The following is a 13,095-nucleotide window of genomic DNA, read 5'->3' as shown; positions in this document are numbered from 1 at the left end:
AAACTGGAGGAAGAAAGCAGATAGTCCGTTCAGAATGGGGGCTGTGACGAACAGACGATGACCGTGCCACCGACTCGTCACTTGGGACATGTGTCGGACTGGCTAAACCTGTCATGCAGGCTGATACGTTAAATCGCTTCCCCGTCCCTCAGGACAACTTTCGTTCCAGTCGCCACCTCGTCGAACCGCCTTCTGGGCTGTTGTGACACGCATCGGTCCTTTGGTTTCGGAGCCGATCCGGAGGCTCATTCAGAGTCTCTGGCTAGCGGGAGCGGGGCAATAATGCGTCTTCGCTTGCGAGAAGTCAATCGCAATGTAGTGTTTTTTTCAAACCACTACATAAGTATCAATGGTGGCTACCGAGTCACGAATGTCTATTCCAGACGCTCCACCATCAGCCGAACACTGTACTGATGCTGGCCGCGCGTGCTGATCCGCCGGCCAATGTCACTGGATTGCCCGGCGCTGCTGTCGTCCAGGCCGCCGACAGTGACCCATTCACCAAGTCGGGCGGTAACGACGGTGTCGGTCTGCTGGACGTCGATCAGACGGCTGTCGGAGCGATTGAGTCGGTCATGGTTGGCGCTGAGGCTGATAGTCGCAATATCACCATTGAGCCGGACCGTGGCATAAAACCCCTGGGTGACGTCGCGGTATTCGGTTTGCTGCACAACGCGGCCGTAAATGTCGGTAGTGGTGCTGGTCAGTGGTACGCTCTGGCCAGACTGGATCAGCACAGGATATCCCTCATTGGCGCTGATCTGGCGTATCGAGTCATCTGCTCCCCGGGTTTGCCGGCGTATGACTCGGGCCTGATTGCCCTGACCGGGCTGGCCGACAACGATATCAACCGGCCCGCTACTTACCCGGCCGTTCACTTGGTAGCCCTGCTCGTGAGTGACGTTGTCACCCGTGTTGGCCACACTGATCAACAATTTGGCTGGCCGGCGATCCAGTTGTTGCAGCAGTTCACGAATTTCGGCTAACCGGGCAGGTTCTGCACGGACGATAAGCTGATTGCCATAAGCCGAAGCCCGCTCATCATCGCGCAGCATGGGTGTAAGTGCCGGCAATACCTGTTCTGCCAGGCTGTAATTCAGGTTGATGACCTCGGTCTGAGGCGCTGCGAGAGTAGGGGCGGCCCAGCTCAGGGTGCTCAGCAGAACCAGCGAAACAATCCATTTCATAGGGTAAATCTCCTCAATCCCTGGTCACTCAGGCTGCGGCTCCAGTGCTCATCAAAACTGGCCTGCCAGCGCCTGACCTGATCGGGGCTGTTATAGCGCACGAACCCTTGAGGCTGAAGCGCCTGCGGAAACATCAGAATACCGCTGTCGTCAGCCAGCAGGTACACCTGCGGCTCTCGGGCCAGATCAGGGTGGCGCTTACGGATTTCGCACAGACTGGGGAAGCGGTGCTGCAGGCTGGACAAGCTGTGCCCCTGGGTGAAATCGGCAGTCACTTGATTGACCAGTACGCGGATACTGCCCTTGGGATGGGTGGCGATGAACTGTTCGCAGCAGTCGATAAAATCGCGTCGGTGAAATAACCACATTGCCTGCTCCGGGCTGCTGATAGTCAGGCGTCGCCGGGCCTGCAGGACCAGATGACAGGCATGTGCAAGGGCATGCTCCTCATCAATTTCGATCAAATCACGCTGTTCACCCAGTTGATAGGGCAGGTGAGTGCTGTAGCGCTTGGCCTGCTGCTCGGGATTGTGGATGCTGAAAGAGCCAGGAGAGACAAACTCGATTGGCGGCAGCTCGGCCTGGCTTTGGGTGTCAGCGCTCCAGCGCATATCGATATGCGCAATGCCGGCATCCATGTACGGTTCGGAGCAGCGAATGAAGCCCAGGCGTTCGTAAAATCGCTGAGCATGCGTTTGCGCTGACAGTTCCAGGTGTCGATGCCCAAGTTCTTGGGCGTGGCGCATCACCTCTCGCATAAGCAGGTTGCCTAGCCCCAGGCCACGGTAATCCGGAAGAATCGCCACCCGGCCAATGTGCCCATCGCGCAGCAACCGGGCAGTGCCCGCGGGTTGTTCATTGACCAGAAGCTGAAAATGCACCGCGCTCAGATCATGCTCATCCCATTCAAGGGAGGGCGGCACATGCTGTTCGTCGACAAACACCCGCTGGCGAATATCCCGCAAGGCAGGTGTGGCTGACCAGCTTACCAGTTCGACCCTTGCATCATTCATCATCCTCCTCCGGCAAGAGTTCTCCCTTGTTGAGCAATTGCACCAGCAATTCCCGTGCATCTTCCTGCTGCAACCACGGCTCCAGGGCTCCGGCTTCAAGGTAGTCCTGTTTGCAGACTAGCTGAACCAGTGGCAGCAAGGAAATTGACAGCTCACAATGCTCGCCGCTGGCGAACAGCCGCAAGCTGTCATTTTTCCCTTTGCGCCATGCCAGACGGCTACTTGGGTGACGTATCAAACCGTACCCAGCCTCAAGCAATGCAAGCAAATCGGCTGCTTCCCACTCTTGAGGCTGTATCAGTTCCGGATAACGCGCCTCGGTCATGAAGCGTCCGAACCAGGTGGCCAATGCCTCTCTGTCTTCGACCAGTGGGCGCAAAATTTGTTGCAACCGGTCGATACTCTGCTCATCAATGCTGGCGGGATCCTCGACTGGCGTCATGCCTGCATCACTGTAGCGCAGGCTGTCACCCAACTGTTGGCTGACGAAGTCAGTGTAATGCAACAAAATTTCGGCATGGCTGGGTGCGCGAAAGCCTACCGAGAAGGTCATGCAGTCATCCTCAGCGGTCCCCCAGTGGGCGACACCTGGCGGGATGTAAAGCATGTCGCCAGGCTCCAGTACCCACTCATCCGTCTGTTCGAAGTCGCGTAGGATGCGCAGATCAGGATGGTCGAGCAGCGGGCTGTTTTCGTCGCAGTGCTGACCAATTTTCCAGCGCCGGCGACCTTGCCCTTGCAGCAGAAATACGTCGTAGTTGTCATAGTGCGGCCCGACACCACCACCCGGCGTTGCGTAGCTGATCATGATGTCGTCCTTGCGCCAACTGGGCAGGAAGTCGAAGGCTTTGAGCAACTCGGCTACTTCCGGGACAAACTGATCTACGGCCTGAACCAGCAGTGTCCAGTCACGCTCTGGCAAATTCTGAAAGGCATCTTCGGCAAAGGGGCCTCGGCGCTGCTCCCAAGGGTGCTGGCCGTGCTCGAGAATGATCCGCGACTCAACCTCTTCTTCGAGCGACAGTCCTGCCAGTTCATTGGGGCTGATAGGGCTTTCATAGCCTGGTACTGCCTGACGAATCAGCAGGGGCTTTTTCTGCCAGTAGTCGCGCAGGAACTGTTCTGGGGTGAGGTTGCCAAGCAGTGGGAGGTTGGACATGGGTTGGTTTCTCGTGGTGATTTCAAGTTCGTGCAAGGATCGCGGACTGACATTGGTTTGCGCGCTGGCCGACTACCTGTCCCCATATCCTGGACACGCACAAGTACATCCCTGTAGCTCTTCGATGCCATCCCTGGCATCGAACGGTCCAGGATATGGGGACAGGCAGTCGGCTCTTGAGGTCTGAGTTGGTCAGTCCACGTTCCAGCAGTAATCTGAATGCGATTATGCACGGAACTGGTAGGGCGGTGTTGTGCTACGGCTGTTCCGGGCCGTTCGATACCAGGGATGGCATCGAAGAGCTACAGGGAAGTACTTGTGCGTGCCCGGAACAGCCGTAGTACAACACCGTCCAGGCACATTATACAAAGCAAAAGTCTTAAACCCGGCCGGCCTGATCAATCGCGTTGCCTAGGTACGAAGCTGGGGTCAGCGCTTTGAGCTCGGTTTTGGCTTGCTCAGGAATTTCCAGGCCGTCAACGAAGGCCAGCAGGGCATCCGGAGTAATACCCTTGCCACGGGTCAGCTCCTTGAGCTTCTCGTAGGCATTGGGTACTGCATAGCGGCGCATCACGGTCTGGATCGGCTCGGCCAGAACCTCCCAGCAGTTGTTCAGATCTTCAGAAAGACGCTGAGCATTGATCTCCAACTTGCTGATTCCCTTGAGGGTTGACTCATAGGCAATAACGCTATGAGCGAAGCCAACACCCAGGTTGCGTAGTACGGTGGAGTCGGTCAGGTCACGCTGCCAGCGCGAGATCGGCAGCTTGCTGGCCAGATGCTGCATGATTGCATTGGCGATGCCGAGGTTGCCTTCGGAGTTCTCGAAGTCGATCGGGTTGACCTTGTGCGGCATGGTTGAGGAGCCAATTTCGCCAGCTACGGTCTTCTGCTTGAAGTAGCCGAGGGAGATATAGCCCCAGATGTCGCGATCAAAGTCGATCAGGATGGTGTTGAAGCGGGCCACGGCATCGAACAGTTCGGCGATGTAGTCGTGCGGCTCGATCTGAGTGGTGTAGGGGTTGAAGTCCAGACCCAGGGTGGTTTCGATGAACTGGCGGGCATTGGCTTCCCAGTCAACCTGCGGATAGGCCGACAGATGAGCGTTGTAGTTGCCGACTGCGCCATTAATCTTGCCCAACAGCGGAATCTGCTCAATCTGAGCAATCTGGCGCTCAAGGCGGTAGACCACATTAGCCAGTTCCTTGCCCATAGTGGTCGGCGAGGCTGGTTGACCATGGGTGCGTGACAGCATCGGAACCTTGGCATGCTCATGAGCCAGGGTACGGATTTCACCAGCGATGCGGCGCATCAGCGGCAGTACCACCTCATCACGCCCGGCACGCAGCATCAGTGCATGCGACAGGTTGTTGATGTCTTCACTGGTGCAGGCGAAGTGAATGAACTCGTTGACCTGCTGCAGTTCCGGCAGGACTGCGACCTGCTCCTTGAGCAGGTATTCAACTGCTTTCACGTCGTGATTGGTGGTGCGCTCGATTTCCTTGATGCGCTCGGCGTATTCCAGCTTGAAGTCGCTGACCAGGCCGTCGAGCAGGGCATTGGCCTGGGCCGAGAACGGACCAATTTCCGGAATGCCTGGATGGGCGGCCAGGCACTGGAGCCAGCGCACCTCCACCTCAACGCGGAAGCGGATCAGGCCGTATTCACTGAAAATGCTACGCAGGCTGGAGGTTTTGCTGCCGTAGCGGCCATCTACCGGGGAAACGGCGGTCAGGGAGGACAGTTGCATGGGCGTTCTCATCATCAATTGGTCTGGCGGAAGTGGGTCTGGCAGAAAAGGACCGAATGATACAACACAATGGGCTATTTGGTCTTCGCTGCGGGTTGAGTCAGGCTGATCAAGGTCGAGGCGAAGATCAGGCCAGCGCCCAACCAGGAGGACAGTCCGGGAACCTCGCTCCACAACAACCAGGCAAACAGCCCGGAGAAGACGATGGCCAGATAGCTGAGTGGGCCGATCTTGCCGGGTGGTGCCAGGGCATAGGCCTTTGACATAACCAGTTGGCTGGTGGTTGCGACCAGTCCGATCGCGACCAGCATTGCCAGCTGTGTCAGTGTCAGCGGCTGCCAGGCCCAGATCAGCGGAATGGCTGAGAGTAGGGCGGAGAAAGTCGAGAAGTAGAAGACGATCCGGCTGGCCGGCTCGCTATTGCTCATGGCCCGGATTGAGACAAAGGCGCAGGCAGCCAGCAAGCTGGCCCCGATGCCCACCAACCCCTTGGGATCGAACAGTGCGCCGCTGGGCTTGGCAACCAGCAGCACCCCGGCAAAGCCGAGCAGCACCATGAACATCATGCGCCCGGTCAGGCTTTCTTTAAGCCACCACCAGGCCAGAATCGGAGTGAAAACCGGCGCGGCGTAGGTGAACACCATGGCATCGGCCAGTGGCAGGTGGGCGATGGCATAGAAAAAACAATACATCGCACCCAGACCGTAAAAGGTGCGCAGGAAATGATTACCTAGGCGCTGGGTACGAAAAGGACCAAAACCGCGCACCAGAATCATCGGCAGGAAGAAAAACACACCGACCAGGTTGCGGAAAAACACCACGGTTTCATTATTGACCCCGCTCGAGACCTCCCTGATCAGCACCCCCATCAGTGCAAACAGCAACGCCGAAATAGCCAACAGCAGGGCGCCTTTGCGTGGCAGGTCGGTCCGTGGCAATTCAGTCATTGAGCACCGCACGCACCGCTTCAAGCAGGCGTTTGCGGTAAAACAACAGATGCCAGCGGTGACCGCCGAGTTGACGCCAGAGCCGGGCTGAACGGATACCGGCCAGCAGCAGGGCGCGGATCCGGTTGGCGATATCTGGCTGCTGTAGGTAGCGCATGTCGCCATGCACCTGGATACGCAGTTTCAGCGTGCTGATGGTGTCCTGATAAATGCTGCCAAGTGAGGCCCAGACATTGTCGTGCAGGGCGCCGAAGTGTTCGACCTGGCTTTCGGCTTGCTGAAGCCGCTGACCAAGCACCTGCAGCATGTCATCGCGCTTGTTGAGTTGGCGCTCGAGCACCAGCAGGTTCATTGTGTAGCGCAGGGCATCGCGCTGTAGTGCGGCATTGTCGCGAGCCAGCATTGATTCCAGCGCCTGCAAACCTTGACGGATCTGGTGGTGGCTGCCGCCATAAACGCCCATCACGTCATCGGGCGAGCGCTCAAGAATACTACGCACCAGACAGGCGGCAGGCCCTTCGGCCAGTTGCCCGGAACGGGCCAGCTTGTCGACCAGAATGGCTGTCTCGAATACCGCGCCCAGGGCTACGGCCAGCTCTTCATAGCGGGTCATGCGGCATCCTCGGCAAAGGCCGGAATGGCCGTTTCGATAACGCCGCCACCAAGGCAGATATCACCGTCGTAGAACACCACCGACTGACCGGGTGTCACCGCCCGCTGGGGCTCGTCAAAGTGCGCGCGGTAACCGCTGGCGGTGCGTTCAAGGGTGCAGGACTGATCAGCCTGGCGATAGCGCACCTTGGCGGTCAGCCGTCGCGGCTGGGCAAGCTCCAGCGGGTTGACCCACCAGATGCTGGAGCACTCCAGAGCCTGGGCGAACAGCCATGGATGATCATTGCCCTGGCCAACCACCAGCACGTTACGGGTCAAATCCTTGCGCAGGACATACCAGGGCTCGTCGCCAGCGCCCTGCATACCGCCGATACCAAGGCCCTGACGCTGGCCGATAGTGTGGTACATCAAACCGTGATGGCGACCGATCACCGTGCCCTCAGTGGTTTCAATATCACCGGGCTGGGCTGGCAGGTATTGCTTGAGAAAGTCGGTGAAACGCCGTTCGCCGATGAAGCAGATCCCGGTCGAATCTTTCTTGCGGGCGGTAGCCAGATCGTATTTCTCGGCGATACGCCGTACTTCGGGCTTTTCCAGTTCGCCGACCGGGAACAGGGTGCGAGCGATCTGCTCCGCGCCAACCGCATGCAGGAAGTAGCTCTGGTCCTTGTTGGTGTCGATGCCACGCAGGAGCACGGTCTGGCCGTCGCGCTCACCGCGCCGGCAATAGTGGCCGGTGGCGATCAGATCGGCGCCGAGCATCAGCGCGTAGTCGAGAAAAGCCTTGAACTTGATTTCGCGGTTACACAGGATGTCCGGGTTTGGTGTACGTCCGGCCTTGTATTCGGCCAGGAAGTGTTCAAACACATTGTCCCAGTACTCGGCGGCGAAGTTGGCGGTGTGCAGTTTGATGCCAAGGCGATCGGCTACCGCCTGGGCATCGGCCAGGTCGGTCATGGCAGTGCAATACTCGGTGCCGTCATCCTCATCCCAGTTCTTCATGAACAAGCCTTCGACCTGATAGCCCTGTTCAAGCAGCAAGGCTGCGGAAACGGACGAGTCGACCCCGCCGGACATGCCGACGATGACTCTGGTTTGGCTGGGGGCCTGGTTGGCGGGGCGGCTGGCGGAAGTGGTCATGTCAGCGAATCAGATCCAAAGAGTAGTGAGGTTTGTTCAGGTAGTCCTGAATGCAGTCGAGCACCAGGTAACTGCGTAAATCCTGGCGTTTGGCCTGTAGTTGCTCAAGGCTCATCCAACTGGCTCGCACGATGCCATGGTCCAAGGGCTGTTCCGGGCAATGGTGCAGGGCTTTGCCGGCAAAACAGGCACGCTGATAGGTTACACCATTGTCGGCTTTGAACAGGTAGAGACCAACGACCGAGGTGATTTCAACTTCCCAGGCGGTTTCTTCCAGTACTTCGCGCCGGGCGGCCTCGATGAGACTTTCGTCGGCTTCCAGATGCCCCGCAGGTTGATTTATAACAATGCGGTCGCCACGTTGCTCCTCAACCATCAAAAAGCGCCCTTGATCCTCGACAATGGTTGCCACGGTTACATGAGGTAAAAAGCGCATGCACAGCTCCTGAAAAAGGCCTATAGGGTAGCCTAAAGGAGTGGGGGCGTGAACTGTCCTCGACTCGTCTATTGTATCGGTGCTTGCTGGCGCTAGCGGCAAAAACAGCTAGGATTGCTGTTGCCCTGTCGTGATGTAGTGGGGCTTGTAGTGATACTACATGAAAGTGTGCTTTGGGCAGCCAATATCCAGATGGCGACAAAAATGTAACGGAATGCGAAGCTTTTTCCATAAAAACGCGTGACATTCTGTAGGAAAACTACAACAATACGGCCACCGAAAAATCCGTATTCTGCATTCTGCGATTCCGGGGTTACCACTCCGGAGTCTTGTGACAACGACAAAGCAACGGAGTCAAAAATGGGATACCAAAAGATCCAGGTGCCGGCCAACGGCGACAAAATTACCGTTAATGCCGACCTGTCCCTGAACGTGCCAGACAACCCGATCATCCCCTTTATCGAGGGTGATGGTATCGGTGTCGACATTTCACCGGTGATGATCGATGTAGTCGATGCTGCCGTCGAGAAGGCCTATGCCGGTAAGCGCAAGATCTCCTGGATGGAAGTCTACGCTGGTGAAAAGGCTACCCAGGTATATGATCAGGATACCTGGTTGCCGGAAGAAACCCTGCACGCCGTCAAGGAATACGTCGTTTCCATCAAAGGCCCGCTGACCACTCCGGTTGGTGGTGGCATCCGCTCCCTGAACGTTGCTCTGCGTCAGCAGCTTGACCTGTACGTTTGCCAGCGCCCGGTGCGTTGGTTCGAAGGCGTGCCGAGCCCGGTCAAGAAGCCTGGCGATGTCGACATGGTGATTTTCCGTGAAAACTCCGAAGACATCTATGCTGGCGTCGAGTGGAAGGCCGGTACCCCGGAAGCCGACAAGGTCATCAAGTTCCTGACCGAAGAAATGGGTGTTACCAAGATCCGCTTCACCGACATGTGCGGTATCGGCATCAAGCCGGTTTCCGAAGCTGGCACTAAGCGTCTGGTACGCAAAGCCCTGCAGTACGCTGTCGACAACGATCGCAGCTCCGTGACCCTGGTTCACAAGGGCAACATCATGAAGTTCACCGAAGGTGCCTTCAAAGATTGGGGTTACGAAATCGCCCGTGACGAGTTCGGCGCCGAACTGCTGGATGGTGGCCCGTGGATGCAGTTCAAGAACCCGAACACCGGCAAGACCATCGTGGTCAAGGATGTGATCGCTGACGCCATGCTGCAGCAGATCCTGCTGCGTCCGTCCGAATATGACGTGATCGCCACCCTGAACCTGAACGGTGACTACCTGTCCGACGCTCTGGCCGCCGAAGTTGGCGGGATTGGTATCGCCCCGGGTGCAAACCTGTCCGACGAAGTGGCCATGTTCGAAGCAACTCATGGTACTGCGCCGAAGTATGCTGGCCAGGACAAGGTCAACCCGGGTTCGGTCATTCTCTCTGCCGAGATGATGCTGCGCCACATGGGCTGGACCGAAGCTGCTGATCTGATCATCAAGGGCGTGAACGGCGCCATTGCCAACAAGACCGTCACTTACGACTTCGAGCGCCTGATGGATGGCGCAACGCTGCGCAAGTGCTCGGAGTTCGGCAAGGACGTCGTTGCCGCGATGAACTGAGCGAACGCGTTTGGGTAATGAACAAAGCCGGCTATATGCCGGCTTTGTTGTGATGGCTGGGCAAAAAACCAGGAAGTTAGTGCTGGGTGGCGGTAACCTCATGGGTGATTTTGCTGACCGGGGCGGCGTTGGCCGATTCAGCTACGGACTGGATATTCACTGCGTGCAGACCCTTGGGGCCTTGAATGATATCGAAACGAACCGGCTGCCCAGCCTTTAGTGTCTTGTATCCATCCATCTGGATTGCGGAATAATGCGCGAACAGGTCCTCATCACGACCATCGGCCACAATAAAACCGTAACCTTTGGCGTTGTTGAACCATTTGACCTTGCCGTTTTCCATACAACATCCCTCTGCTAGACCCCAACGGGGTGATTCCTCGAGTACAGGGCAGGCCGGTAGATATGATGTAATAAATCAGATGACCACCGAACCATGCTCATTTACACTTTTTAACACTGAATTCGACTAAGTCAAGTTAGCCTCTGGCAAGCTGTGTATTAATGCACAGTTTCCCTCGGCGAGCCTGACCCCCATTTGCCAGCTGCGATGCATAACCTATTTGCAATGACGGAAATTCTACTAACCTTAAATCAGGGTTCACAGGAACCGGACCATGAACCCGATCATGGGGTGGCGGTTGAGACCAGCAAGCCCGAGCTGAAGCCCCCATCCCGTTACAAGGTGGTCATGCTCAATGACGACTACACACCGATGGACTTCGTTGTGGAGGTACTGGAAAGCTTCTTTTCGCTGAACCGGGAAGCCGCTACTCAGGTCATGCTCAAGGTACATACCGAAGGGCGGGCCGTGTGCGGGGTCTACAGCCGGGATATCGCCGAAACCAAGGCGGCCCAGGTAAATGACTACGCCAGGGAATGCCAGCACCCGTTGATGTGTCAAATAGAACGGGAAGCGTAACAAGCGACTTCGGTCGCCAGAGATGAGGTGGCATCATGCTCAATAGAGATCTCGAGATCACCCTGAACCTCGCGTTCAAGGATGCCCGTAACAAACGCCACGAATTCATGACGGTCGAGCACCTTTTGCTGGCATTGCTCGACAATCAGGCTGCGGTCTCTGTGCTGCGGGCCTGCGGTGCAGACCTGGAGCGTCTGCGCCGCGAACTGACCGAGTTCATTGACTCCACCACACCACTGATCCCGCGCCAGGATCATGAGCGTGAAACCCAGCCAACCCTTGGTTTTCAGCGAGTTTTGCAGCGCGCTGTATTTCATGTGCAGAGCTCGGGCAAGGGTGAGGTCAGTGGTGCCAATGTACTGGTAGCAATCTTCAGCGAGCAGGAAAGCCAGGCGGTGTTTTTCCTCAAGCAGCAGCAGATTGCCCGCATCGATGTGGTCAACTTCATTTCCCACGGGATCTCCAAGGTTGCCGGTGACAGTGAGCAGATCCAGTCCGATCAGGACGGTGTAGACGAAGAAGGTGGTGAGACCTCGACCGCCAGCAATCCGCTGGAAGCCTATGCCAGCAATCTGAATGAACAGGCCCGTCAGGGCCGGATCGACCCGCTGGTCGGCCGGGCGTCGGAAGTCGAGCGGGTCGCACAGATCCTCATGCGGCGGCGCAAGAACAACCCGTTGCTGGTCGGTGAGGCCGGGGTAGGCAAGACCGCCATTGCCGAAGGGCTGGCCAAACGCATCATCGATGGTGAAGTGCCTGACATTTTGTCTCAGGCTGTGGTCTATTCACTTGACCTGGGGGCGTTGCTGGCCGGGACCAAATACCGGGGTGATTTCGAGAAGCGCTTCAAGGCTCTGCTCAAGGCGCTCAAGAAGCGCCCACAGGCGATTCTGTTCATCGACGAGATCCACACCATTATTGGGGCCGGCGCTGCCTCTGGCGGCGTCATGGATGCCTCCAACCTGCTCAAGCCGCTGTTGTCGTCTGGTGAGATTCGCTGCATCGGCTCAACCACCTTCCAGGAGTTTCGCGGCATCTTCGAGAAGGACCGGGCGTTGGCTCGGCGGTTCCAGAAAGTCGATGTGGCCGAGCCGTCTGTCAGCGACACCATCCAGATCCTCAGGGGGCTCAAGGGCCGCTTCGAGGAGCACCATGGCATTCGTTACACCGATGAAGCCCTGCGTGCGGCAGCCGAATTGGCAGCACGCTATATCAACGATCGGCACATGCCGGACAAGGCCATCGATGTAATCGACGAAGCGGGTGCCTATCAGCGCCTGCAACTGCCGGCAGACCGACCGGAATTCATCGATGTGCCAGAGGTTGAGGCTATCGTGGCGAAAATCGCGCGTATTCCGCCTAAGCATGTGTCCTCCAGCGACAAGGAGCTGCTGAAGAACCTTGAGCGTGACCTCAAGCTGGTGGTGTTCGGTCAGGATGACGCAATTGCCGCGCTGTCCACTGCGATCAAGCTGTCGCGCGCCGGCCTGAAGTCAGCCGATAAGCCGGTAGGCTCCTTCCTGTTCGCCGGTCCGACCGGGGTCGGCAAGACCGAGGTTACCCGCCAGTTGGCCAAGAGCCTGGGAATCGAGCTGGTACGCTTCGACATGTCCGAGTACATGGAGCGGCATACCGTATCGCGATTGATTGGTGCTCCGCCCGGTTATGTTGGCTTCGATCAGGGTGGTCTGATGACCGAGGCGATCACCAAGAGCCCACATTGCGTACTGTTGCTCGACGAGATCGAAAAGGCCCATCCGGAGGTATTCAACCTGCTGCTGCAGGTCATGGACCATGGCACCTTGACCGACAACAACGGACGCAAAGCCGACTTCCGCAACGTGATCATCGTCATGACCACCAACGCTGGGGCCGAGACCATGAGCCGGGCTTCGATCGGTTTCACTACCCAGGATCACACCAGCGACGGCAGTGAAGTGATCAAGAAAACCTTTACGCCCGAGTTCCGCAACCGCCTGGATGCGATCATCCAGTTTGGTCGTCTGAGCCACGAGAGCATCAAGTTCGTGGTCGACAAGTTCCTCACCGAGCTGCAGGCGCAACTGGAAGACAAGCATGTGTTGCTGGATGTCGACGAGGCTGCCCGTAACTGGCTGGCCGAGCATGGCTATGATCCGCTGATGGGCGCGCGACCGATGGCGCGACTGATTCAGGACAAGATCAAGCGACCGCTGGCCGAGCAGATCCTGTTCGGCGATTTGGCCGAGCATGGCGGTACGGTACATATCAGCATTCGCGACGACGAACTGGTGCTGGACGTCCCGGAAGAGGAAATGGCCTGAACCGAT

12 protein-coding genes are annotated in these 13,095 nt (G+C 57.5%); 3 read left to right on the top strand and 9 right to left on the bottom strand.

All coding sequences use genetic code 11. From position 1 onward, the window contains the following. Positions 1-374: 374 nt before the first annotated feature. The 8 genes from C2846_RS08010 to C2846_RS07975 form a co-directional block, all read right to left on the bottom strand. Positions 375-1,187, bottom strand: coding sequence for a secretin N-terminal domain-containing protein (locus C2846_RS08010; protein WP_119701187.1), 813 nt, complete (start codon positions 1,185-1,187; stop codon positions 375-377). Further along, positions 1,184-2,200, bottom strand: coding sequence for a GNAT family N-acetyltransferase (locus C2846_RS08005; protein ID WP_080050703.1), 1,017 nt, complete (start codon positions 2,198-2,200; stop codon positions 1,184-1,186). The genes C2846_RS08010 and C2846_RS08005 overlap by 4 nt, the downstream gene beginning before the upstream one ends. Beyond that, a complete protein-coding gene (locus C2846_RS08000; protein WP_119701186.1) occupies positions 2,193-3,359 on the bottom strand; it encodes a ribosomal protein uL16 3-hydroxylase in 1,167 nt (388 codons plus the stop codon). Before C2846_RS08000 ends, C2846_RS08005 begins: the two co-directional genes overlap by 8 nt. Positions 3,360-3,738: 379 nt before the next feature. Further along, a complete protein-coding gene (purB, locus tag C2846_RS07995; RefSeq protein WP_080050701.1) occupies positions 3,739-5,109 on the bottom strand; it encodes an adenylosuccinate lyase in 1,371 nt (456 codons plus the stop codon). A 74-nt stretch (positions 5,110-5,183) separates the two neighbouring features. Beyond that, complete coding sequence (locus tag C2846_RS07990) at positions 5,184-6,056, bottom strand: DMT family transporter (RefSeq protein WP_080050699.1); 873 nt, start codon at positions 6,054-6,056, stop codon at positions 5,184-5,186. Further along, the gene (gene hflD, locus C2846_RS07985) at positions 6,049-6,669 is read right to left on the bottom strand and encodes a high frequency lysogenization protein HflD (RefSeq protein ID WP_080050697.1); all 621 of its coding nucleotides are present in this window, start codon (positions 6,667-6,669) and stop codon (positions 6,049-6,051) included. The genes C2846_RS07990 and hflD overlap by 8 nt, the downstream gene beginning before the upstream one ends. After that, positions 6,666-7,808, bottom strand: a complete 1,143-nt coding sequence (gene mnmA / locus C2846_RS07980) for a tRNA 2-thiouridine(34) synthase MnmA (protein ID WP_119701185.1) — start codon at positions 7,806-7,808, stop codon at positions 6,666-6,668. Before mnmA ends, hflD begins: the two co-directional genes overlap by 4 nt. A gap of 1 nt (position 7,809) precedes the next feature. Continuing rightward, complete coding sequence (locus tag C2846_RS07975) at positions 7,810-8,244, bottom strand: NUDIX hydrolase (RefSeq protein WP_080050693.1); 435 nt, start codon at positions 8,242-8,244, stop codon at positions 7,810-7,812. Between the two features lie 360 nt (positions 8,245-8,604). Between C2846_RS07975 and icd the strand changes: the two genes are divergently transcribed. Next, positions 8,605-9,864 (top strand): NADP-dependent isocitrate dehydrogenase, encoded by a 1,260-nt coding sequence (icd, locus tag C2846_RS07970; protein ID WP_119701184.1) that lies wholly within the window; start codon positions 8,605-8,607, stop codon positions 9,862-9,864. A gap of 76 nt (positions 9,865-9,940) precedes the next feature. On the opposite strand, the gene cspD is transcribed toward icd, so the two are convergent. Further along, positions 9,941-10,207 (bottom strand): cold shock domain-containing protein CspD, encoded by a 267-nt coding sequence (gene cspD / locus C2846_RS07965; RefSeq protein ID WP_080050689.1) that lies wholly within the window; start codon positions 10,205-10,207, stop codon positions 9,941-9,943. A gap of 207 nt (positions 10,208-10,414) precedes the next feature. Between cspD and clpS the strand changes: the two genes are divergently transcribed. Continuing rightward, positions 10,415-10,786: an ATP-dependent Clp protease adapter ClpS gene (gene clpS / locus C2846_RS07960; protein ID WP_080050687.1), complete on the top strand. Its 372-nt coding sequence runs from the start codon at positions 10,415-10,417 to the stop codon at positions 10,784-10,786. Between the two features lie 35 nt (positions 10,787-10,821). Beyond that, complete coding sequence (clpA, locus tag C2846_RS07955) at positions 10,822-13,089, top strand: ATP-dependent Clp protease ATP-binding subunit ClpA (RefSeq protein WP_119701183.1); 2,268 nt, start codon at positions 10,822-10,824, stop codon at positions 13,087-13,089. Positions 13,090-13,095 lie beyond the last annotated feature (6 nt).

This window comes from Pseudomonas jilinensis (assembly GCF_003586265.1).
GTDB lineage: Bacteria > Pseudomonadota > Gammaproteobacteria > Pseudomonadales > Pseudomonadaceae > Halopseudomonas > Halopseudomonas phragmitis.
This window is presented reverse-complemented; position numbering and strand designations above follow the sequence as displayed.

Coding starts and splice junctions, on each gene's coding strand:
- clpS (WP_080050687.1), top strand. CDS start 10,415: ATGCATAACCTATTTGCAATGACGGAAATTCTACTAACCTTAAATCAG.
- hflD (WP_080050697.1), bottom strand. CDS start 6,669: ATGACCCGCTATGAAGAGCTGGCCGTAGCCCTGGGCGCGGTATTCGAG.
- purB (WP_080050701.1), bottom strand. CDS start 5,109: ATGCAACTGTCCTCCCTGACCGCCGTTTCCCCGGTAGATGGCCGCTAC.
- mnmA (WP_119701185.1), bottom strand. CDS start 7,808: ATGACCACTTCCGCCAGCCGCCCCGCCAACCAGGCCCCCAGCCAAACC.
- C2846_RS07990 (WP_080050699.1), bottom strand. CDS start 6,056: ATGACTGAATTGCCACGGACCGACCTGCCACGCAAAGGCGCCCTGCTG.
- icd (WP_119701184.1), top strand. CDS start 8,605: ATGGGATACCAAAAGATCCAGGTGCCGGCCAACGGCGACAAAATTACC.
- C2846_RS08010 (WP_119701187.1), bottom strand. CDS start 1,187: ATGAAATGGATTGTTTCGCTGGTTCTGCTGAGCACCCTGAGCTGGGCC.
- cspD (WP_080050689.1), bottom strand. CDS start 10,207: ATGGAAAACGGCAAGGTCAAATGGTTCAACAACGCCAAAGGTTACGGT.
- C2846_RS08005 (WP_080050703.1), bottom strand. CDS start 2,200: ATGAATGATGCAAGGGTCGAACTGGTAAGCTGGTCAGCCACACCTGCC.
- clpA (WP_119701183.1), top strand. CDS start 10,822: ATGCTCAATAGAGATCTCGAGATCACCCTGAACCTCGCGTTCAAGGAT.
- C2846_RS08000 (WP_119701186.1), bottom strand. CDS start 3,359: ATGTCCAACCTCCCACTGCTTGGCAACCTCACCCCAGAACAGTTCCTG.
- C2846_RS07975 (WP_080050693.1), bottom strand. CDS start 8,244: ATGCGCTTTTTACCTCATGTAACCGTGGCAACCATTGTCGAGGATCAA.